This window comes from Salipaludibacillus daqingensis (assembly GCF_029891575.1).
Classification (GTDB): domain Bacteria; phylum Bacillota; class Bacilli; order Bacillales; family Salisediminibacteriaceae; genus Salipaludibacillus; species Salipaludibacillus daqingensis.
Map to the genome: position 1 here is coordinate 58168 of NZ_JARZHF010000005.1, position 23429 is coordinate 81596.

Below are 23429 nucleotides of genomic sequence, written 5' to 3' on the forward strand. Positions count from 1 at the left end.
TATGGTTCAATTAATGAAAGTGGACGATCCTCTTTCGAAGAAAGCAATAGCCATTCAGAAGAATATTTTTAATTCGGATCTTTCGTTTAATCAATTAGTTACAGGTGAAAATCAGTTAACAGAAGAAGAAATCATCAAAGAGACCGAGGAAAATCTCCAATTAGGTGCCAACTATTATTATGTTACGAAAGATGAGAAATACTTGGGGCTTATGCATTACCTTCCGACCAACCCTCACGACGGATATACTTGGATTGGTTTACTCATCATTCATAAAAAATATCAAAAGCACGGTATCGGAGGGCAAGCTTTAAAAGAGTTAGAAGACAAACTCACGGAAGATGGTGTTAAAAAAGTTCGTCTTTGTGTACAACAAAAAAATGAAAATGCCGTGAATTTTTGGCAAGGTAATAAATTTCTAAAAATGCATTCTTCTATTGATAAACTTCAAAATGAAATTGACATTTATGAAAAGACGCTAAACGAATAGCTACACATTATTCTTTTTGTGCCAATCTAATGCATTTTTTTCGATTTGTTTTACTAAGTCATTTTTTCCATTTATATAAGCCTTCATATCAAAAGGAAATTGTTTTGCCAATTCTATTTTCAAGTTGCCGTATCTTTCAGAGAATGCTGGATACTCACGTAAATAGTCACGAAATGCGAGATGACGAACAATGTCCTCACTACCTTGTTCAAAAATATGAACATGATGCGTTCTGTCATCTCCCCCTTTCTCAAAAAATCTTCGTCCTGTTATCCCATTTTCCCCTATCGGTTTATAGCCTAGGATAATCATCTGCTCGTCAAAAAAATCTACATTATTTATGTCTTTAACAACTGGCATGATATCAATAATTGGTTTTGCCATTAATCCTTTCACAGACGTACTCCCAATATGATGAATTTCTATTACTTCTGAATCAAATACATTTCTAATTCGGTCTTCCTCTTCTTGAAACATCGCAGGCCATTTATTATTATACGGAACAACTTTCACTTTTCTCATCAGAACCTCCATATCACAAACACAAGCCGCACAAAAGCGCGGCTTATAACATGTCGTTTTACAAATGACTATATTGATCTTTCAAAGGGTGAACTTGCTCTTGCCATATTTTTTCTGCTCGATTTGCGTTTATCTCAGGTTTCTTTAACATTTGCTCCAATCGTTTCTCTTGTTCGGGCGTGTTTTCAAACTTGGATAAATGTGCCAGTGCAAATTGAGCAAAGTCACTTACCATAAATGTAAACATATGATCAATCACATCATCGTTCACTTCGTACAGTTTCGCATTTTCTAATACAAGTTGAGCATAAACAGCCATTGTGAATAGCTCCCCTAAGTGTAGCATGTACGTTTGATTTTTTTGTTGATGATCTGTTAGTGGTGCTTGAGAAAGCATTTCACGAAAACGTTCGATTTGTTCTAAGAAAATTTGTACATTTGGAAGATCCACACCATCGTAACATCGACGATAATCTGGGAACGTCACTTTCGCCAACTTTCCTGTCGTTTGCTTGAAAAGGTTTGAATCATCCTTTGCATCGCGACGCAACGGAATATCTGTATAATGTTCATTTTTGAAAAAGTAATTTTGCATAAATTTAATGACGAGAGCCATATTCACATGACTTGTTCCTTCTAGCCTTGGAATCATCCCAATATCTCGTATAGCTAATTCCATATACGTATCTTGCTCAAATCCTTTGGCTGCAACAACGTCAAGCAACTTATCAATGACTTCCATTCCTTGTTTTGTGACTTTCATTTTTTGAATTGGGTTAAATAATAAATATCTGCGATCCTCTTCAGAAGAAGACCTAAAATAATCAACGGCTCTCCTTGCATAAAGTTTCATCGCAACAATTCGAGCATAACATTCCGTGAAAATGTCTTTTACATGGCTAAAGTCAGTCACTTTTTGACCATATAAAATACGCCCTTCTGCATGGTTGAGTGCCTCGTAGAAAGCATGTTGACATATTCCTACTGAAGCAAAGCCTAGCTGGAACTTCCCGATATTCACAGTCGATAAGGAGGAATCCCACGCTTTTTTTCCTTTCGACAAAATTTCATCCTCTTTTAACGGATAATTCTCAATCTTGAACTCGCCAACATACGCAGGACGAACTCCTGACGTATATATTTTCTTTTGTAAATAATACTTATCATGTTTAGGATCTACCACAAAAAAGACAAACTCATCTGTCTCTGTCATCCGCCCAAACACGGATACAGATGCTGCTTCATTCGCATTTCCAATATAATATTTGGCTCCATTTCCTTTGTACGAACCATCTTTCTCCATGTTTAGTTTCATTTCATTCGAGTACAGATCTGCTCCATGTTTTTTTTCAGACATTCCAAAAGCAAAAATTGCCCCTTGTTTTAATTGCTCCCCAGTTTTCTCCTTTACACACTCATTATCAGACATCCAAATAGGACCTAATCCTAGAATGCTCACTTGATAACAATATTGATAAGACAGACCATAAAATGCCGTTAACTCACTGTAGTCACATATACGGGACAGGTCAAACCTTGCTTCCTCATCACCATAACCTGAAGGCGTTAATAAAGTAGCAAATGCGCCAGATTTTTGTAAAAATGCAATATAATCTTCATACCAATCAGCAGCTTCATCTTGTTTTTTTATGTCCTTAAGACCTTTCTCCTCAAAAAACGTCACTGTTTTTTTCATGACTTCTTTCGTTTTTATGTCTGCAAATTCTTGATCTTCTAATTTTTTTGGATTGAAAAAAAGCAAATAATCCCCTCCTTGATTTCATTAATGAATGAATAGCCATTCATTATACTATTCGTTACAGTTGCATTGAAACTCCTGCAAAGTTTAAGTATTTATTAAGTAAATCTCACTTCTAAATGAAAAACCACACCTTTCCCCATCTTATTGGGATTTAAAGGTGTGGATTAATTTATAAAAAAGAGCTACTAATAATCAGATTAATTTACAGTATCAGGATAAAGGTAACTCAATATATCACGCCTTGAAATAATTCCTACCATTTTCCCAGATGAATCAATTACTGGCACTCTTTTTATTTTCTTCTCCATCATCAATGTCGCAGTATGTTCAATCGTATCTTCTGGGTTTATTGATATAACTTTTTTACTCATCAAATCGCCAACTCTTTGTGACATGGCTCGCTTCAGTTCATCCATGTATTTATTAGGTTTTTCTAGATAAATTAGTCCACCTAATAGCTCTAGGACAGCCGGAATTTTTATTAGAGCTGCACGTTTGATCAAGTCTCCTTCCGTCACAATACCTACCAAATCACCTTTTTCATTTATAACAGGAAGACCGCTGAAATTATTTTCCATAAGAAGTTTTGCACATTTTTCCACTGTACTTTCCTCATTTACTGTTAAGACTTCTCTTGTCATAATTTCTTTTGCATACATGGAACTGAACCTCCTTAGGATCAATTTTAGAAGCGATTAAACCTTGTTTATCTATATACTTACTATTTTAATTATATAATATTTATATAATTATTTCCATGAAACTTCTTAAACCTTCCTGAACTGCAGAGAAGCAAACTTCTCCAACTAGATTTTGAAGGGGTATGCGGTGCTAAGCTTTTTCAATACTGATTACGGAGCTGTCTTAAAAGTGTAGGCTTAGCTCTGCTCAGACAAAAAGCCGTCATGACTATAATTTGTCATGACGGCTTTTTCAAAAGAAGGAGACGTTAGAAAGCTCCTTTTCGAAGTGTCTCCAACAATATAAATCACATGCTGAAGCTTCGAATACATAATCGTTACGCTAAATGATTCAAGTTGCTTTCTTAGCCTAAGTGACTATTACTTAATGTCAAAACGATCTGCATTCATTACCTTGACCCAAGCGTCAACAAAGTCACGCACAAATTTCTCTTTATTATCATCTTGTGCATAGACTTCTACAAGGGCACGAAGAACTGAGTTAGAACCAAACGCAAGGTCGACTCTTGATGCTGTACGAACAACTTCACCTGTCTTGCGATCACGTCCTTCATATACATTATCTTCTACAGGCTTCCACTCAATTCCCATGTCAAGCAAGTTTACAAAGAAATCATTCGTGAGTGTACCAACACGGTCCGTGAATACACCGTGTTCTGTACCATTGTAATTTGTGCCAAGAACGCGCATACCACCAACAAGAGCAGTCATTTCAGGTGCGGAAAGGTTAAGCAACTGTGCCTTATCTACAAGAAGTTCTTCTGGACTTACCGTATATTCCTTCTTCTGGTAGTTTCGGAAACCATCTGCGATCGGCTCGAGTACGTCAAAGCTTTCTGCATCAGTTTGCTCATCTGTTGCGTCCCCGCGTCCTGAAACAAACGGTACCTTTAAGTCAAAGCCTGCATCTTTTGCAGCTTTTTCTACTGCTGCAGTACCCCCAAGAACAATCAAATCAGCAAGGCTGACTTGCTTATGCTTTTGAATGTCTTTAAGAACATCAAGCACTTTTGCAAGTTGTTCCGGCTGGTTCACTTCCCAATCTTTCTGTGGAGCAAGTCGGATACGGCCACCATTGGCACCGCCACGCATATCTGATCCACGGAAAGTACTTGCAGAAGCCCAAGCAGTAGTTACGAGTTCACTGATAGTGAGTTCAGAATCCAGAATTGTTGCTTTGAGCTCTTCTACTTCTTCATTCGTCAATTCATAATTAACTGCTGGTACAGGGTCTTGCCAGATCAACTCTTCCTTTGGAACTTCAGGACCGAGTAGTCGTTCAGGTGGTCCCATGTCACGGTGTAGTAATTTAAACCATGCACGAGAAAATGCATCTGCAAGTTCGTCTGGATTCTCGTGAAAACGTCGGGAAATTTTTTCATATATTGGATCCATACGCATAGCCATATCAGCAGTGGTCATCATCGTGGGAACACGAACAGATGAATCTTCTGCATCTGGTGCTAGGTCCTTCTCATCTTGATTTACAGCTGCCCACTGATAGGCACCTGCAGGACTCTTTGTAAGCTCCCATTCATAACCGAACAACATATCAAAATAGCTATTGTCCCACTGTGTTGGGGTAGGAGTCCAAGCGCCTTCAATACCGCTTGTAATTGTGTCTCTTCCTTTACCAGATCCGTGTGTGTTCTTCCATCCAAACCCTTGTTCTTCAATTGGAGCTGCTTCTGGCTCTGGCCCAACTTTCGCAGCATCACCTGCACCGTGTGACTTACCAAACGTATGCCCACCAGCTGTTAGTGCAACTGTTTCTTCATCGTTCATTCCCATACGTGCAAAGGTTTCACGAATGTCGCGACCACTTTGAACTGGATCTGGCTCACCGTTTGGACCTTCTGGGTTAACATAGATAAGACCCATTTGAACAGCTGCAAGTGGATTCTCAAGTTCACGATCTCCTGAGTAACGTTTATCTCCAAGCCATTCCGATTCAGCGCCCCAGTAAATGTCTTCTTCAGGATGCCAGACGTCTTCACGGCCTCCCCCAAACCCAAATGTCTTTAGACCCATCGATTCGATTGCTACGTTACCTGTTAGAAGGACCAAGTCAGCCCAAGAAATCTTATTTCCGTACTTTTGCTTAATCGGCCATAACAGTCGACGGGCTTTATCAAGGTTTCCGTTATCTGGCCAGCTGTTAAGCGGTGCAAAACGCTGAGTACCAGTACCACCACCACCACGGCCATCACCTGTACGGTATGTACCAGCAGCATGCCAAGCCATACGGATAAAGAATGGACCATAATGTCCAAAGTCTGCTGGCCACCAATCCTGGCTGTCTGTCATAAGGTCGTGGAGATCCTTCTTAAGAGCATCGTAGTCTAACTTTTTAAATTCCTCTGCATAATCAAAATCTTCACCTAAAGGATTCGTTTTTTTGTCATGCTGATGCAGAATGCTCAAGTTCAACTGATTTGGCCACCAGTCTTTGTTTGATGTACCACTGGACTTGTGACTAGTAGCACCACCATGCGTTACCGGGCACTTGCCTTCACTTGCAATGTCTTTTGGATCCATAATAAATTACCCCTCCCTGTTCTTTTCAATGTAAGATGCCTTCGGCCAAAACAAACTTACAAACCGAATGCAATAATGACTCTCAATGTATAATTATAATAAACTATCATTTAAATTGAAAGAAAATTGCTTATTCGAAAGATATGATAGTTATATAGTTTATTACTCTAATCTCATTAGTTAAAAAGAGGCTTAATTGTTGAATGAACTAAATTTAAAGGCTTTACATTTAAATTTTTCACGATATGGAAAACAAATAATTGTTACACTCCTCTTTTTTAAAATTGACCGATCGAACAGTCAGTGTTAAAATGAACAAATAAAGGTTACATGAGGAGGTCAAAATGGATCACGATTTAAGAATTACAAAGGGCAACGAAACAAAGGGGCGTATTCTTACTGCTTCTATGAAAATCATTTCTGAAGAAGGCATTGAGGGATTAAGCGCCAAAAAAATAGCAGATCTTTTAGGCATTAGTAAGAGCAATATTTTCCACCACTTTGGATCCGTAGATGGCGTTTTAGATCTGGTTTTCGAGAATATACTAATTGATTTAGTTGAACCTGTTAAATCCCATCAAGGTCCTGATTTAGAAGAGTTTCTCCTTTTTCTCGGCGAAAGTATCTATTCACTAAGTGAAGAAGAGAAGTTATCCTATTCTGTTTTATTTAATTTCTACACTACTTGCTTGCATAATGAAAAATACAGAACATATTTATTAAAGGCTAAGCAAGAGATGATTGATGCTATCGCCACCCAATTGTCATATTACAGTTCTCAAGAAAAAGAAAAGCTTTTAAAAGTATCAGAAATGATCATTATGACCCTAGATGGGTTCGGTCTACATTCTTTACTAGAAGAAGAGTTGGTAACATTAAAAGAAATTTGGATTTTGCAAGTGAAAGCATGGAAGTCTTTATTATAATAACCGCTGTCCAGTTTTTATACATCTAAAATTGACCGATCGGACGGACAGAAAGAGGTGCTCAATGATTAAAATCCCTAAGTTTTTCCATGAAATATTAGGTGAATTCCAGACGAAATCATCGTTACTTGTCATTGCACTTTTTTTACTAATATCAGGGTTTACATTAGGTTTGCTAACGTATGAAGAATGGCGTGGCTTATCTTTACTCAAACAGATTGTGATTTGTCTTTTGTTTTTAGATATATCAGGAGGTGTTATCGCAAACTTAACCAGGGGTACTGATATTTTTTATAAACAGCGTCCAAGGATGAGATGGATATTTATAGCCATTCATATTCAACCGATTATCCTTTCATGGGCAATGGAAATTTCCATTTACTACGGGCTTATCATTTGTGGCTACACTTTAGTTAGCGCAACATTCTTAAATTTGATTAGATCATACTCCATTCAAAACCTCATAGCCGGTGGATTAACAGGGTTAGGACTATTAATCGTGGCTTATTATAGTCATACAACGCCATTATTTGTTTCTACGTTATTCCTATTTTATATATTTAAGGTATTGTATAGCTTTTCCGTCTTCCACCATAGGGGGTCTTCTAATGAACAAACAAATTAATGAAGCCCATATATCCTTGCTTTATCGAGCATTTGAAAAAGACCCCTTGTTTGTCTTTTTGTTTCCAAACAGAAAAAACAAGGAGCATACGAAAATATTAATTCGATTTATCATTAGACGAAATCGCTTATTAAATGGTCTGATTCTTACCGATGATGTTAAGAAACCTAGTTACGTGGCAATTGTCGATCGGCCTAGTAACCTTAGAAATATATCTATAAGAGCTAAGGTTAGATTAAATATTGACATGCTCTTATTGGTTTTTAAGCTACCCTTTCATGTACTTAGATATTTAACCAAGTATCAAGAAGTCACTTCTACTATTGCTCCAAATGAAGCCCATTATTATCTAACCATGATCGGTGTGGAACCTTCCTGCCAAGGGAAGGGAACTGGTAAAAAGGTTCTACGAGAGATCCATGACATTGCTGAGTCTTCACAGCCACCCTATTCCATTGCACTTGATACAGAGAATCCACATAATGTTGCTTATTATAAACGATTTGGTTATGAGTTGACGGGGACTAAAATTATCAATCAACTAAACGTATATTGCATGAATAAGCCTGCGGAATAGAATAAGATATTCACAAAGTGCTTCTTTTCCATTCATTTTTCTAAATACTTTCTTAGTTTAATCATGCATTCTTTTCTATTAACGCAACTGTCTCCACATGACTAGTCTGAGGAAACATATCTACTGGCTGCAAGCTTTTTAATTTGTAATCACCTTTCATTAGGTCGGCGACATTTTTAGCTAATGTGGAGGGATTACATGAAACATAAACGATTCGTTTCGGTTTCGTTCGAATCAACGTTTCAATAAGTGAGGGATCCAAACCCGTTCTTGGTGGATCCACCATCACCACATCTGCTTTCCAACCTTCTTTCTCCCATTTAGGTAACCAGTCTTCTGCTTTTCCAACTTCATAAGTGGCGTGATCGACGTGATGATTCTCTGCGTTTTTCTTCGCATCAGCAATCGATTCAGACACGACATCCATCCCCCGAAGTTCTTTCGCTTTATCGGCCACCCAAAGTCCGATCGTACCAACACCACAATAAGCATCAACCACATTTTCTTCGCCAGTTAACCCTGCCGCTTCTTTCGCAACATTGTATAACTTCTCTGTTTGAATCGGATTTAGTTGAAAAAATGCCCGGGCTGATAAATGAAACGTAAACTCTCCTAATTTTTCTTCCATCTTTTCTTTCCCATACAAAACAACAGTCTCATCGCCAAAAACGAGCGATGTTTTTCCTGGGTTTATATTTTGGACAACGGAAGTAACGTCTGGTAACCGATTCTGTAATTCTTTCAAAAAAACTTGTTTCTGTGGAAATTCTTTTGTTGCAGTTACTAAAGCGACTTGCCACTCATTTGTTTGAAACCCAACTCTTGTTACAATTGTCCTCAAGAAACCTTTATGCTTTTTCTCATTGTAAAGTGAAATACTTAAATCTTCTGCGATTTGCTTAACGACTTGTGTCACTTTGTTTGTCTGCGGATGTTGCACAATGCATTCGGAAATATCGATCAACTGATGACTATTTGAACTATAGAGACCAGCGATTACTTTTCCATCTCTTTTTCCTACTTGCATCTGACTTTTATTTCGATAGCCCCACGGCTCTTCCATCCCAATCGTATCGTTAAAGGTAATCTTATTTAAGTCGATTTTCGTATATCGTTCAAATGCTTGGCGGACGATATCTTTTTTCTCCTGTAATTGCCCTTCATACGTCACATGTTGCAGTTGGCATCCACCACATTCATTGTAAACAGGGCATGGTGGAGTCGTTCGATCTTTGGACTTTTTTCTTTGTTTGATTATTTTAGCCGTCGCAAATTTAAAAGACACTTTCGTCGCTTCGCACACTACTTCTTCTCCTGGAAGTGCTCCTGGTACAAATACAACTTGTCGTTTAAAGAAACCGACACCTTCCCCATCGATCCCCATTCGTTTAATCGTTAATGGAAAACGCTGGCCTTTTTCTATTTTCAATTCTGTTTTTTGCCCTTTGCCCTTGTTTCGTTCTTTCACGATTTACACCTCAATTAAGTTCAAGTCTCTATACTTTCCCACAAATAAAGAGTGGCATATGTACGATATGGTTTCCAATTTGCTGATTTATCCAACATCGTTTCATACGTTGGTTTTGTATCCCAATTGTAAAACTTTTTCATCCCATTTTGAACACCAACATCTTGGATTGGAAATAAATCCATTCTCCCAAGACCGAACATCAAGAAATTTTCCGCCGTCCAAGGACCGATTCCCCGAACTTTCACGAGTGTTTTGATGACCTCCTCATCCGATTCCTTTGCTAACTGTTCCAAATCTAATTTTCCTTCAACAATACGTTTTGATGTATCAATCACATATTCTGCTTTACGTTGGCTAAATTGCAGTTTGCGAAGTTCGTCGACTTCGATTTCACATACTCTTTCAGGCTTAGGATAAAACCATGCTCCTTCTTGTTCGAAACCAAACGTTTTCACAAAACGTTCTGATAATGTGTATGCGAAAGTCATATTTAACTGTTGATGGGTGATCCCCTTCATTAGAGATCCATACAATTGAAAATCACAAACAAAAGGCGTGCCTCTAAAATGCTCAAATAAAGGAGCCAATTCATTGTTTTGGAAAAAATCAGCTACCTTCTCTAAAGGAGTATTCCAATGAAATAAGTGTGAAAGTTGTTGAACTACTTTATCACTAGACACTGGAATGTCTTCTTTTGTTGTGATATGAAAAGAAGGGTTTTCAAATGTTCCAAGTTGTTTCATTTTAACGACTATCGGATATCCATCCACCCATGTTGGGATAGTTATTTCCTGTTCGTCCATATTGATGTTTAATAAAGGATCAATTTGGAGGCGTTTTAATGCTTGGTGAAAATTGTAAGGTCCATTTATTTTCAACGTTTCATCCATTGATACACCGCCTTTCTCCGTCTAAATCATATCACATTTTAGCGATTTCCTTAACTTGGAACCCCCACTGATTCATCGTCTCTGTTAAAATAATCACTGAATCAAGCTATATAGAGGAGAGATTATATGTCCATTGCTACTGATATTGCATCGCTAAAAATTATGTCTGACGTTTATAAGAAAAAGGATCTACCTGATCTTTTACAAACAACAGCTAAGTCTTTGCAGAAAGAAGTTTCTTATATTGATTGGGTTGGGATCTATTACTTTGATAATCCAGAAAAAATGAGCCTTATAGCGGCCTCTGATATGGAAGAGGATTTAACCTGGGAAGCAAACGGAGAATTGAAATTCCCTTTGAAAAATTCATCTAATGAAGCCGTAGGTATTATGGTAGTTCGTAGCCGTGAAGCCATTGCTTTTGATGTTACAGACGTAGCAACATTGGAGACGATTGCGCAATCATTAGGGGAAATGAGTTTAGCAAATTAATAGGGATACTACTAGAGAGTCAATCCTCTGATGGACTGACTCTCTTTGTTGTTTTTAAGGTAATAATATTTCCTGCTTTATTCGCCATTCATCTAAGCTTTTAAATGTATATCCTTCTTGTTTTAAATCATCGATTACTTTAGGCAATGCTTCAGCGTTGTCACTCGATACTGCATGGAGCAGAAGAACTGCCCCAGGATGGATCCGTTCCATGATTTTTTCATACGCGTAGTCTTTCCCTTTTTGGTGATCGATCTCCCAATCCTTATAAGCGAGCGACCAAAATACATTCGTATAACCCATTTCCGCTGTTTTCCCTAAAGATCGTTCACTAAATGTTCCTTGTGGAGGACGTAAATATCTCATATCTGTAAGTCCCGTCACTTCTTCATATGCTTGTTCAAGTGACCGTAATTCTCTTTCAAGACGATCGTCTGAAACTTTCGGAAGACTTGGATGGTGATAAGAGTGATTGCCGATAATATGACCTTCGTCAACCATACGCTGAATTAATTCTTTTTCTTGTGTTATAAAATGCCCTGTAACAAAAAACGTTGCAGGAACTTCTTTTTCCTTCAATAGATCTAAAATTATTTCTGTATAGCCATTCTCATAGCCATTATCGAATGTTAAGTATAATTCTTTTTCAGATGTATCCCCAATGTAAAGTCCTCCGAATTTTTCAATTAATTCTTCATAATAAGGTTCCGTTGTCGCAGGTTGTCCATTTTTTGCCGGCTTAAAACTCCATTGATATTCTTTATTATCCCATGTTTCTGCAAACGCTGAATAGGGGGAATAAAAACTAACTGATAGTAATAGTATCATGACAAAACTGAATACTTTCATAAATGGAACTCCTCCCTTTCTTTCTTTTTTATTTCCTTTCAGTTATTTTCCTTCAAACAATCAATTTCATACATCAAATCGAATTCATCTTATGTTTTTCTCAACAAAAAAAAGGCTTTTCAAAAAGTATCACTTTTTGAAAAGCCTTTTTTATTATTTAGTTAGATATCGTAATTGGATGACGCTTTCAGCACCACCTTACGTTCTTTCAACCGATTGATGTAACAGTATAGAAAACGAGTCGGGCGAATAAACCCTGACTCGTTTTTCGGACAGTCTCTTTGATTATATTTGTGTTTGTTATGCTGCGCGCTTATCTGTGTCCGGTGTAAACTTATCTTTGAAGATGATAGAGCGAATATATGGAATCACCCATCGGTCACCACCGAATTTCCCTGCGTTGTAACCTGCTGCAAGAATAAAGATCGTTAACAATATCATCCAAGGATTTGATGAAACTGTGCCAGCAAACATAAATGCGAAGTTCATTGTAATTCCAAAGAACGCTGCTGCTGTTGTTAATACACCTAAGATTAATCCTAGTCCAACGAGCAACTCTCCCCATGCAACCATAAAGCTAAATAGATCTGCATTTGGTAAGGCGAAATTTTCTAGAAATGCATGATATGTTGGATATTGTTCAATCACTGCTTCGTTGTTGATCGCTCCATTTAAATAACCGCCTGCATTAAATGGCTCTGCTCCAAACACTTTCCCCCAACCTGCTGTTAACCATTGATACCCAAGATATACCCGTAAAAACGTTAATACTCCCGCTGCAATTTTGTTGTTTCGTAAGAAATCCATAAACATGATTCATTCCTCCTAAATTAATTTTAGTTTTATGAAGGTAGTTGGCAATCACTATCTTATTAATAAATGATAAGTTCTTTTCTGTCTGAGTGATTGTGGGTGATCACTAACTATCTTTCTTGACTTAAGTATAATATGGATTTAATTACCGTGACCGTCCCACCTGTGAACAGTTCGTTGCAAATCAATGTCCAATTTGTGAAGTAAATGAAAATTTTAATAACTGCTAGCTGCCAAATATGATTTTCTCTGGGAGTTCTCAAAGCACAAAAAAAGGATTCGCATCAATTAAATGATGCAAATCCTTATCGCATTTTCAATTATAAATTATACAAACACTTTGTCTTTATATTGAGATAGTCTTTCTAAGGATGATTTATCCACATCTTCATGAAGACTGTTCCCGTGAGAATCCATCGTTACAATAGCCGTAAATCTTTCTACTTTTAAATGCCACATCGCTTCAGGAATACCGAACTCCATCAAGTCAACACCTTCCACTTTTTTGATGCAGTCAGCATAATATTGGGCCGCTCCACCGATAGCATTTAGGTAAACACCACCATGTTCTTCTAATGCTTTCAGCGTTTTGGGACCCATGCCTCCTTTTCCAATCACGGCACGAATTCCGAATTTCTTCATAATATCTCCTTGGTAAGGTTCTTCCCGTATACTTGTCGTTGGGCCTGCTGCTTTCACATGCCATTCTCCACTTGCATCCTTAAGCATGACAGGTCCACAATGGTAAATAATTTGTCCATCCAAATCAATTGGGGCATCATTCTCCATTAAATGGTGATGAATCGCATCCCTGCCTGTATGCATCATCCCATTTATAACGACAACGTCACCAACTTTTAATTCTCTCATCTGTTCTTCTGTAATAGGGGCTTCCAACACGACTTCTTTCGGCTTTTCTTTTTCGGAGACCTTTTCACTTGGATCCGTTTCAAAAGTGACTTTGTCTCCTTCTTTATAAAACCACGATTGAATGTCTCCCTTTTCTGAATCAAGTTTCACCCCTAAACGTCTAAACGCCCAACAATTATAGGCAACCGAAACGAAGAAACTAGCTGGTAACCTGTTGGCGGCACCAATTTTACAACCTAATAATGTTGCTTCTCCTCCGAAGCCCATCGTGCCGATCCCTAATGTATTCGCTTTGTCCATAATATACGTTTCTAATTCTGCAAGCTTTTCATTTCCGTTAAGATCATTTACATCTCTGAAAAGTTGTTCTTTTGCAAGTTGGTAACTAGAGATGCGATCTCCACCGATACCAACACCGAGAAAACCAGCGCTGCACCCTTGACCTTGCGCTTGGTATACAGAGTGAAGGATACATTTTCTTATTCCATCTAAATCTCGACCCGCTCGTCCTAACCCTTCAATTTCGGCCGGAAGACTATATTGAATATTTTTATTTTCACAGCCTCCACCTTTCAAAATTAAGCGTGCATCTATGTAATCATTTTCCCATTGTTCAAAATGAATAATCGGCGTTCCAGGACCAATATTGTCACCACTATTTTCTCCAGTTAAAGAGTCAACCGAGTTTGGACGCAGTTTCCCCTCTTTTGTTGCTAGCTTTACCGCTTCATAAATCTCTTGTTTCATCTTTATTTGATTGATTGTTACTGGAACTTTAATTTCAAACGTTAACATACCAGTATCTTGGCAAATAGGTGATACATTTGTATCAGCCATTTCAATGTTATCCGTGATCGTTGTTAATGACAGCGCAGCTCTTGTTCCTTCATTCTCTTTTTGTTTTGCCTGTTGAATAGCTTCTCTAACGTCATAAGGTAAATTAGTTGATGTTTCAACAATAAGATCATACATACTGTCTCTGAACTTTTCCATTTGCAAAACACTCCTTTTTCTTCATACTTGTTTTCTATTATACTACGAAACCCCTTACATTTGATTCTGTCTATCAAAAATTCAACTTAGAATTTAATTTCTGCTGCACGATTATTCCCAAACAAAAACAAGCCTTCACCATTAGGCTTGTCTATTGTTTAGTATAAAACTGCTGATGATTTAGAATCATCTCTCAGATGATCCATTCGATTTGTATAATGAAGCTTTGCATTACCTTCGTCATCCAATTCAACTTTAGTAATTCCCGTATTCCCTATCACAAAAGGCCTCTTTAACATATGCCATTCATCTCCACCGATAAGGTACATCAACATAATACCAATAAATCCCCCATGGGAAATAACTGCAACTGTCTTATTATCATAATCAGTTGTTAACTGTTTTACTAAATAAGCGCAACGTGTCGTTACAGCATCAATTGATTCAGTTCCATTAATACCTGATGTTAATAGAGCATGAGGCTTTAATGTAGGAAACTCCTCATACATTTGTTTTCTTGTTTTTCCCTCTAACGGTCCTAAGCCTACTTCTCTCACTATATCCCATGGTTTTACTGATACAGATTGATATTGACCAATTTCTTCAGCTGTTATCATCGCCCTTTGTAAGTCGCTAGAAAAGATTTCATCTAATTGGACGTTAGCCATCCATTGGCCTACTAATGAAGCTTGTTTTTTACCTAAATCAGATAATGGGAACTCTGCATGTCCTTGAATAATTCCTTGTAAATTTGCTTCTGACTGACCATGACGTATAAAGTAAATTGTAACCATCTACGATAGCTCCTCCTATCCATCTCTGAAACATTGCATCGTTGAATCGTTTATTACTACATTATCTTCGTTTAACTAAATTTTTTCAAGAAAGACCATTGCCCATTTTAAAAAGTAGACATACTAGACGGCAAAATTCACAAAAAAAAGAGTACTTCTCGAAAGAAGCACCCTCCCATACTACTTATTCTTCATCTGCGCCTTCTTCTTCTTCAACAACTTCTTCCTCATCAAACTCTGCTGTTGTCCCTTCTGGACCATATGATAAGGCCATTGCTAAAGCTGTTGCTTCGAATTCTTCATCAACGTCAGCCGGGAATTGCAAGATTACGACATAACGCCCTTCTTCAACAACTTCGAAAAACGTATATTGCTTATAATCGTTCCCTCTAACTGCTTCATTCCATTGACCAGGCTTACTCGCATCGCCTTCTATTTCAAAGTAAAATTGGTAAGGAACTGCATCATCTTCTATCAAAAAGCTATCAAATTGTTCTACATGACCTGCATTTTCTACTAAAGATGTCTCCATTGTCATGGAGCGATCCACATCCACGTCTGAGACAACAACACTGTCACCTTCATAAGTGAATGCTTCATGTACTGTAAATGTCAAACCGTACATGTCATGGTCTTCATCTTCAACAGTAAAATGAGCTTTTGTTTGATTTCCTAACTCTTCATATTCTACTTCCATACCTTCTAGGATCTTTACTTCTTTCCCGAACTCTGTTTCATACAGTTCAGCATCATGCGCATATTCTTCTCCATCCATTTCAAAAACAAGTTCATTATCATCTGCATCATGGTCAATCGTTATTGGAAGTTCAGCAGCATCTGCTTCTACATCTTCCTCATTAGCATTGTTACCCATTTCATTTGCTTCATTGTTTTCATTAATTTCGTTGTTCACTTCTTCATTCTCATCATTGTTTTCGCTATCTTCTAAATTAGCACCTGTTTCATTATTACCTGTTACATTATTATTATTTTCGTTTTCCTCTGCATCTCCACACGCCATTAATACGAGTGACATTACACCGAAAATAAGTGTCTTTGACCATACTTTCATGTGACTACCCCTTTCAAAACTAAAGAATAATTTCCTATTGGATTATAACAATAAGTCTATAAAAAGGTAACCCCAATCGAAGCAAGAGTATATTTTAAATTATCTTGAAATAACGGAATCGTTGGTATATCAATGTTTCGAGCCACTAAATAAAAATATAGGAAAATGTGTAAAATTGTAAAATAAAAAAACCGAAAGACAAGCTTTCAGTTTTCGCGATTCAAAATAATTTTCCATTGGTCGTTCATTTATTCGCCTTCTTGGCGATGCTTAATACATTGTTTTTCCAAATCATCTAACATATCAATGATTCGGTCAATGTCGTCAATACCTGTTTTCTCAGGGTCTAATGAATCTAATATCTCTACAAGGTTTTCCATTCGATCATGTAGAGCATCTAATTTCGTTTGTTTTCCAGATTTCATGTTTAGCGTAACTCCTCTCTCGTTGAATCCTTTCACATTTCATAGCATATTGTATCAGATTGTTTGTGAAGATCAAAATTGAAATCACTTTTTTATGAAAAGTTATTCCTTTTCATTGATTCATGCCTTATAATATACCATTGGTCCTTGGTGACTAGGTTGAAGGAGTGAATAAAATGAATGATTACAAACAAATAATTAGTCCTTCCTATGATCCATGGGAAGCATATCTTAATATAAAAGAGTTTGGAGTTCCACAATTAACAAATATAGAGTTCACAACAACGAATCTTTGTAACATGCGCTGTGAACACTGCGCAGTTGGTTATTCATTGTTAACAAAAGATCCAAAAGCACTTCCGCTTCAACTATTTATCGACAAGTTAGACGAAATACCTAACCTTAGGGCATTTAGTATTACGGGTGGAGAGCCAATGATGTCCATGAAATCGGTAAAAGAGTATGTCGTTCCCCTGTTACAATACGCCCATAACCGAGGCGCAAGGACACAAATAAACTCAAACTTAACGATGCCATTAGAACGATATAAACTTATATTACCTTACTTAGATGTTTTACATATTTCACACAATTACGGTAGCATCGATGACTTTGCTGATATTGGCTTTGCCGTTATGGATAAAAAACCAACTCAAGAACAACGTGCGGCTTATTTTCAACGCATGGTAAAAAATAGTCAGATTCTTTCTAAAGAAGGAGTCATCATATCTGCAGAAACGATGCTTAACAAAAGAACATTACCTCATCTCGAGAAAATACATGATCAAATTGTGCAAATGGGTTGTCAGCGTCACGAGGTGCACCCTATGTACCCAAGCAATTTCGCAAGCGATATGTCGATTGCCAGCCTAGATCAAATAAGAGAAGGGATTCATCGTTTGCTTGATCATCGTGACGTTAAAACGTGGATGTTGTTCGGCACCCTTCCTTTTTATGCTTGTAATGAAACAAAGGAAGACCAAGAGTTGCTTGCCCGATTATTCAATACAGAAAACGTCACTGTTCGCAATGACCCAGACGGACGCTCAAGGCTAAATGTCAATATTTTCGATGGAACAGTCCACGTGACAGACTTCACTTCCGAAGGAGCTTTAGGTTCTATTCACGATCAATCCTTGCCTGAAGCTTTCGAGAAATGGCAACAAACGGATTTAGCCAAGACGATTGATTGTCACTGCTCTGAAGCGGAATGTTTAGGACCAAATCTCTTAGTAAAAGATGCCTATTATCAAAACATTGACTTTAAAAGTAGATCAGCTAATGTTAAAAAAATATAGTTCAAAGAAATAAATGGTCACCTTACTAATTGTAGGGTGACTATTGACTTATTATTGAAAGTAAAAAACCCCTGAAAAAATATCTTACCTCCAGGGGGAAATATTGAAATCTTTATCTCGGTTCTTCCGTTGTATCCATTTTGAAATTCACATAGTCTTGAACCGGAATCCAAGCTCCAATGCCTTGCTGAGTTAAATTTTTAACTTCCAACGATGGTTTATCCCCTCTAATTTCCAAAAAGACTTCTCCATAAGTTAGCTTTCCTTTTTCATTAACAGCTGGTACGAATGTATTTAAATACCCCATTTTGTTTGGTGCAACAGAAAAAGTCCGCTCTGGTTGTGTTCCAAAACCAATCATTGTTGAAAAACTTAGTGGTAAATTCGTTTGTTCTGATGCAGCAACTAACATCATTTGTCTTACCATTTCTTTTTCAGGTACTTCTGCTGTTAGTCCACCTTTTACTTGTTTTTGTTGTTGTTGATTGTACTGAATTTTTTTATTCCCTTGACCACTTCGATTATCTACCATATTCGTATTTATCTTTTCATAATCCCAATTCATCACTGTTTCCTCTGATTCATACGATAAAGGCCAATGCCCCAAGTAGATCGAAGCATGCATTCCAATCGCTAATTTAGACCCTCTCATTGTCGACTCATTCATCATCTTTAGTAAATCATGATTATCAATAGTGACTTCGGTGGATTGAAGAAGTTTTTCAGCTAAAGGACTTGGTTGTAACTTTGGCAAATCTTGAGAAGGGTTGGGATACGTGTTTTCTTTTGCTATTCTCATTGCCGATTCTGGTATTTCAATTTTTTGATATTCGTTTTTTTCTTTGTCATTGTCTTCAGCAAAGATAGTACTTGGTATAAAAAAGACACAAAAACAAAGAATCAATATTGAATAAAGACATTTCTTCACATTAAACCATCCTCCTTTTCTCCATATAGTTTCTCAATGATGATATTAGTTTTGCTTAAAAACAAAAAAATATCCCTGCAATATATGCAGGGATAGCATTCTTTTCTTTACTATGATTGTTAATTATTATTTATTAGCTTCTATTTTTAAGATTGAACTACTTAAGCAGTAGGTGTTGTTACACTCATTTCATCAATCATTTCACATTGAAGCAGTCTAACTTCAAAGATTTTTAGTGGATCATAGAAAGAATCAGGATGTTTCTTCATTGTTTCTAATTTTTCTTTAGCCTGAGTAATCTCCAATTCTGCTTCTTCTATGCGCTCTTTCACTTCTACCAGTGGTTCTTCAAATGACATACGGATATCTGATTTTAACGCTTTCTCGAATAAATCGAATTCCATGAAAAACTGATCAATAATTTCCGTTGATACATGTTCAAAATGACTATTTTTAATGTACCTTTGATATTGACTATATAAAACCTGTTTGTTTTTCTGCATATTTCCTAACAATTTACCAGCACTTTTCAATAACAACTGTGATGGTATGAGACGATTCATCACATTGATTCGTTGCACTTCCGACCTGTTCATCATTCGATTTAAATCCCGTTTCCAGTCTTTCAATACTTGGAAGTCACATGTTAAGTTCATACGATCTTCCTCATACATCTTATTAAACGCGACGCTCATCTCATTTAAATAATTTTGTGTTTTTGTTAATTCGGCACGTGATTCTTGCATCCATCTATTCACACCTGATTCAAATGCAGGAACTAGATCGCGATTGATATAGTGTGTAATTTTTTGATTCATTGATTTTTCTAGCTCTTCATGCACTTGTCTATAATCAGCCTCTTCATCCAAATCATCCGCTACTGTTCGAAGTAGGGGAGGAATATCTTCCCATACTTTTCTTTTCATTTCTTCTTTAAGATCAATATAAGTTTGCAGCAAGTCTTGGCTCTTTTCCGTTTTCGAATCTTCCAGGTGATTTACTAAACCTTTTAACTTGTTTCGCACTTGATCATTAAACGTCACTTTTTCTTTGAATATCGTTTCTTTCGTCATTCGCTGATCCAGTAAATGAGAAATCATTGATCGAGCCACATAGAGCAACCTACTTGCTTTATCTGGATTCACTTGCGCAACTGATGACTGAAACTGCGTTTGGATGAAAGGTTGTAAAGATGCTAAATCGCTTTTAGAAGTGACGCTAAACTGTCTAGAAGAAGGATACTTTTCCGAAAGGATTTCTTTCACCTTTTCAGACCCACTGTCATTTTCCAGGTTATTTATGACGAAATGAATTGGGGCACCAGGGTATTTTTCAGACCAATGATTTAATAAAGGATCTTCCCCATCAATCAATAATTGCTTGTTTCCAATGACATATAACATTCCACTAGCGATTTTCGCATATTCTTGTTTTTCTTTTATCTTTGAAGAGGCATAAACAAGAGTCCCTTCCAACTTAGTTAAAAACAACGATGGCCATGTTAATTCGATCAAGTCTCCATTATCCAGTTCATTCATATCTATAACAGACCGAGTTTCCTCATCAGTAATCTTTTTCATGTCAGGATGTTCACCAGGGCCAACAAATGCCGTAATCGGATCATCCGTCAATAAATCTTCTTCAAAAATAGTATTTAATAACGAAGAAGCTCCGTTACCCGTTACAAAGATATAATGATGATTATATTTTTCTAATTGCGATAAAAGCCATTTTTGTTTATTCCCAACATTTACATCATTCTCATTAGCCCAAGTCATGATTGTTTGCAAAAGAAGAGTTATTTCATTTTCTTTCATTAACGAGTCGGGACGCGTTAATACATACCTCTCTGCCTCTTTGATCATTTCTGAATCCAATGTTTGTGGAAAGATATCATCCCATGCTAAAACGGCTGTTGCAGGAAATAACGACGTTCTTTCCTTTGTTAATTTTAGCCAAGTGGAAAGAAGGTCTGGAATAATACCTTTTAGCGAATGGATTAAATATTGTCCGTTCATCAATTGTAAATAACTCTTATAGTAAATGGTAGTAATCTCTTGCCAAGGTTCGTCCTGAGTAACATCTATTTTTGCAAAAATATCATTCATCGTTTTCAACCAGGCTAAACTTGAAGGACCATTTTCGAAATTAGCTGATAAAGACGTTACTAATTTACAAAACTTTTGTTGATCTATTTCGTATAATGGAAGTAACACTTGCTCAAAGTAAACTGGTGAAAAGTCATTTATATAGTCGTTTTCAATATAGCCATTTAATGTCGTAAACCAATGCAAAGACTTCGTTCGCGCCGCTTCATGAACAGCTAACTCTACTGCTTTCTTCCATTCCTGTCGATCTTCATAAAATGCTCGTGCAATATCCGTTACATTTGGATAGTCCGGGTTAATTGTTAACGCTTTTTCCATGTACTTTTTAGCTTTATCAGGTTGGTCTTTTTCTGAATATAACGTCAGTAATTGCAAGCAAACTTCAATAGAGAGTGTCGTACTATCGGTTTGAATCCCAATATACGTTTTTTCTGCTTCATTTAACCATCCTAAGTTATAATAAGCATCCCCAATGTTTTTACTCGCCCACGGTTGCAATTCACCTTTCACGTTTGCCCATTTATACACAGCTGCTTCCATGTCTTTATGGTGATAATAAACTTCACCTTGAGCAAAACGAATCAGAGATAACTCCGATCCTTCATTTAATTGCTCTTGAAAAAAAGCAGTACCTAGCGCTTTAACCGGATACTTCTTACTATCTTCTTCTACGATTGTATGAAAATATGTTTTATTAATCAGGTGTTCTTCTTTGTTCATACTCGATCCCTCCTGTTTGCAACAATTGTAGATATTATAAGGAAATTGAAATTGATGGAAACAAGCCTTATCCTTATATACTTCGTTGAAGAAGTATTTTTTTCGACGCTTATTACACATTTTTGACGAAATCAGACAAAATATTTACCTTTATTCTACCATGTATTCCCTATCATTCTATCGATTTGTTGATGCTTCGTTACTTTTATTTTTTGTTTGACCTTTATCTTCTAGGACATCAATCTCGTGCCAACGTCCAAAACGATAATATAATATCGCTAACAAGCTACTTATAACAAGACTTGCTGCCATACCAACCCCGATTCCTCTTTCCCCTAACCAGAGCGAAAACAAATACGTAAGTGGGAAACGAAGGACCCAAAATGACAAAATATTCAAGATAAATACTTGAAACATCGCCCCTGCTGCACGAATAACCCCATTCAATACGAAATTGATTCCTAGAAAAGGATAGAAAAATGCAACCGTTTGAACATACATCGTCCCAAATGCTACAGTATCTGGTTCTTGAACAAACATAGAGATAGCGGATTCAGCACTGAAAAAAACAATCGTACTTAAACTTAATGACACTATTGCAATAAGTATGAGACCATTTTTAGAAATATCACTTACACGGTCCCACTTACCTGCACCAATATTTTGTCCTGCCATGCTATTAATCGCTGAACCTAGCGTAAGTGCCGGTAACATAATTAAACTATCCAACCTTTGAGCTGCTCCAAACCCTGCAACCACATCTTCACCAAATCCAGTCACAACCGTCATGATGGCTAATACCCCTCCAGAAATCACCATCATGGATAACCCTGAAGGTAGCCCTAATTTGAAAATCCGTTTCATTTGATCCATCGCAGGTAAAAATGGAATTGAAAATGGAACGCCTGCTTTATAAATAGAATAGATTAATCCGTATACAAAAGCAGTTCCTTGAGAAACAATCGTTGCATAAGCTGCTCCTGCAATTCCTAAATCAAATACCGATATGAAAACTGGATCTAATATCGTATTAAGAATAACTGCTAAGAGAACAAACCTTATAGGGGTTTTACTATCTCCTAGAGCTCTCAACACGGTAGCTATAAAATTATAACCAAATAAAAACAAAATCCCGATAAAGTTAATTCGTAAATACAGTGTCGCAAGAGGAAGAATATCATCAGGAGTCCCCATCCACTGTAAAATTGATCCAGATATAAAATACCCGAGCACTCCAAGTAAAAACGTCAATGCCCCTAATATAACAACAAATCCATTTAAAGATTTCTTTAATCCCTCCTCATCCTTTGCCCCTTTATGCTGTGAGAGGATTGTTAATGTTGCTGTATTAATACCAATAATAAATGCGAGAATCGTAAAGACTACCGTTCCAGAAATTGCAATGGCTCCTAGGGCATTCGCCCCCAGTAAATTTCCAACCCATATAGAGTCAATCACTTGGTACGAAGTCTGCAAGATATTCGTCAAGAAAATTGGTGAAGAGTATAGGATCATCTTTTTTAAAATGCTACCTTCCGTGAAATCGTATTGTTGATTACTCATCG

General features: G+C 37.0%; 21 protein-coding genes. 6 read left to right on the forward strand and 15 right to left on the reverse strand.

Translation table 11 applies throughout. The features are described 5' to 3' along the window. Position 1 precedes the first annotated feature (1 nt). Positions 2–490: a GNAT family N-acetyltransferase gene (locus QDN89_RS10960; protein ID WP_280770176.1), complete on the forward strand. Its 489-nt coding sequence runs from the start codon at positions 2–4 to the stop codon at positions 488–490. On the opposite strand, the gene QDN89_RS10965 is transcribed toward QDN89_RS10960, so the two are convergent. The 4 genes from QDN89_RS10965 to katG all read right to left on the reverse strand — a co-directional run bounded on the left by QDN89_RS10965 (position 491) and on the right by katG (position 6013). After that, the gene (locus QDN89_RS10965) at positions 491–1012 is read right to left on the reverse strand and encodes a GrpB family protein (protein ID WP_280770177.1); all 522 of its coding nucleotides are present in this window, start codon (positions 1010–1012) and stop codon (positions 491–493) included. A 58-nt stretch (positions 1013–1070) separates the two neighbouring features. Continuing rightward, entirely contained in the window at positions 1071–2774 is a 1704-nt protein-coding gene (locus QDN89_RS10970) for an acyl-CoA dehydrogenase family protein (protein ID WP_280770178.1), read from the reverse strand. Between the two features lie 197 nt (positions 2775–2971). Beyond that, on the reverse strand, positions 2972–3433 hold the full coding sequence (locus tag QDN89_RS10975) for a CBS domain-containing protein (protein WP_280770179.1): 462 nt from the start codon (positions 3431–3433) through the stop codon (positions 2972–2974). 402 nt (positions 3434–3835) lie between these two features. Continuing rightward, positions 3836–6013 carry a catalase/peroxidase HPI gene (gene katG, locus QDN89_RS10980; RefSeq protein WP_280770180.1) on the reverse strand — a complete coding sequence of 726 codons (2178 nt, stop codon included), beginning with the start codon at positions 6011–6013 and terminating at the stop codon, positions 3836–3838. A gap of 344 nt (positions 6014–6357) precedes the next feature. Here katG and QDN89_RS10985 point away from each other — a divergent pair, with 344 nt between their 5' ends. The 3 genes from QDN89_RS10985 to QDN89_RS10995 all read left to right on the forward strand — a co-directional run bounded on the left by QDN89_RS10985 (position 6358) and on the right by QDN89_RS10995 (position 8141). After that, positions 6358–6939, forward strand: coding sequence for a TetR/AcrR family transcriptional regulator (locus tag QDN89_RS10985; RefSeq protein WP_280770181.1), 582 nt, complete (start codon positions 6358–6360; stop codon positions 6937–6939). Positions 6940–7003: 64 nt separating this feature from the next. Next, positions 7004–7564 carry a hypothetical protein gene (locus tag QDN89_RS10990; RefSeq protein WP_280770182.1) on the forward strand — a complete coding sequence of 187 codons (561 nt, stop codon included), beginning with the start codon at positions 7004–7006 and terminating at the stop codon, positions 7562–7564. Next, the gene (locus QDN89_RS10995) at positions 7548–8141 is read left to right on the forward strand and encodes a GNAT family N-acetyltransferase (RefSeq protein ID WP_280770183.1); all 594 of its coding nucleotides are present in this window, start codon (positions 7548–7550) and stop codon (positions 8139–8141) included. Before QDN89_RS10990 ends, QDN89_RS10995 begins: the two co-directional genes overlap by 17 nt. 61 nt (positions 8142–8202) lie before the next feature. On the opposite strand, the gene rlmD is transcribed toward QDN89_RS10995, so the two are convergent. Together rlmD and QDN89_RS11005 are read right to left on the reverse strand one after the other, a co-directional pair. After that, positions 8203–9609: a 23S rRNA (uracil(1939)-C(5))-methyltransferase RlmD gene (rlmD, locus tag QDN89_RS11000; protein ID WP_280770184.1), complete on the reverse strand. Its 1407-nt coding sequence runs from the start codon at positions 9607–9609 to the stop codon at positions 8203–8205. A 20-nt stretch (positions 9610–9629) separates the two neighbouring features. Next, positions 9630–10502 (reverse strand): DNA-3-methyladenine glycosylase family protein, encoded by an 873-nt coding sequence (locus QDN89_RS11005; protein ID WP_280770185.1) that lies wholly within the window; start codon positions 10500–10502, stop codon positions 9630–9632. Between the two features lie 126 nt (positions 10503–10628). On the opposite strand from QDN89_RS11005, the gene QDN89_RS11010 reads away from it, so the two are divergent. Then, positions 10629–10994, forward strand: a complete 366-nt coding sequence (locus QDN89_RS11010) for a GAF domain-containing protein (protein ID WP_280770186.1) — start codon at positions 10629–10631, stop codon at positions 10992–10994. 54 nt (positions 10995–11048) lie between these two features. On the opposite strand, the gene pdaA is transcribed toward QDN89_RS11010, so the two are convergent. From pdaA to QDN89_RS11040, 6 genes are all read right to left on the reverse strand, one after another. Continuing rightward, on the reverse strand, positions 11049–11843 hold the full coding sequence (pdaA, locus tag QDN89_RS11015; RefSeq protein ID WP_280770187.1) for a delta-lactam-biosynthetic de-N-acetylase: 795 nt from the start codon (positions 11841–11843) through the stop codon (positions 11049–11051). A gap of 300 nt (positions 11844–12143) precedes the next feature. Then, positions 12144–12656, reverse strand: coding sequence for a DoxX family membrane protein (locus QDN89_RS11020; protein ID WP_280770188.1), 513 nt, complete (start codon positions 12654–12656; stop codon positions 12144–12146). 327 nt (positions 12657–12983) lie between these two features. Next, entirely contained in the window at positions 12984–14519 is a 1536-nt protein-coding gene (locus QDN89_RS11025) for a fumarate hydratase (protein ID WP_280770189.1), read from the reverse strand. Between the two features lie 158 nt (positions 14520–14677). Beyond that, a complete protein-coding gene (locus tag QDN89_RS11030) occupies positions 14678–15313 on the reverse strand; it encodes a histidine phosphatase family protein (RefSeq protein WP_280770190.1) in 636 nt (211 codons plus the stop codon). Between the two features lie 184 nt (positions 15314–15497). Beyond that, positions 15498–16385: a hypothetical protein gene (locus QDN89_RS11035; RefSeq protein WP_280770191.1), complete on the reverse strand. Its 888-nt coding sequence runs from the start codon at positions 16383–16385 to the stop codon at positions 15498–15500. A gap of 248 nt (positions 16386–16633) precedes the next feature. After that, positions 16634–16810 carry an SE1561 family protein gene (locus QDN89_RS11040; RefSeq protein ID WP_280770192.1) on the reverse strand — a complete coding sequence of 59 codons (177 nt, stop codon included), beginning with the start codon at positions 16808–16810 and terminating at the stop codon, positions 16634–16636. A gap of 176 nt (positions 16811–16986) precedes the next feature. On the opposite strand from QDN89_RS11040, the gene yfkAB reads away from it, so the two are divergent. Further along, entirely contained in the window at positions 16987–18108 is a 1122-nt protein-coding gene (yfkAB, locus tag QDN89_RS11045; RefSeq protein ID WP_280770193.1) for a radical SAM/CxCxxxxC motif protein YfkAB, read from the forward strand. 112 nt (positions 18109–18220) lie between these two features. On the opposite strand, the gene QDN89_RS11050 is transcribed toward yfkAB, so the two are convergent. The 3 genes from QDN89_RS11050 to QDN89_RS11060 all read right to left on the reverse strand — a co-directional run bounded on the left by QDN89_RS11050 (position 18221) and on the right by QDN89_RS11060 (position 23427). Next, the gene (locus tag QDN89_RS11050) at positions 18221–19036 is read right to left on the reverse strand and encodes a YfkD family protein (protein ID WP_280770194.1); all 816 of its coding nucleotides are present in this window, start codon (positions 19034–19036) and stop codon (positions 18221–18223) included. Between the two features lie 161 nt (positions 19037–19197). Then, on the reverse strand, positions 19198–21864 hold the full coding sequence (locus QDN89_RS11055) for a tetratricopeptide repeat protein (protein WP_280770195.1): 2667 nt from the start codon (positions 21862–21864) through the stop codon (positions 19198–19200). Positions 21865–22041: 177 nt separating this feature from the next. Beyond that, positions 22042–23427: an MATE family efflux transporter gene (locus tag QDN89_RS11060; RefSeq protein ID WP_280770196.1), complete on the reverse strand. Its 1386-nt coding sequence runs from the start codon at positions 23425–23427 to the stop codon at positions 22042–22044. Positions 23428–23429: the final 2 nt, after the last annotated feature.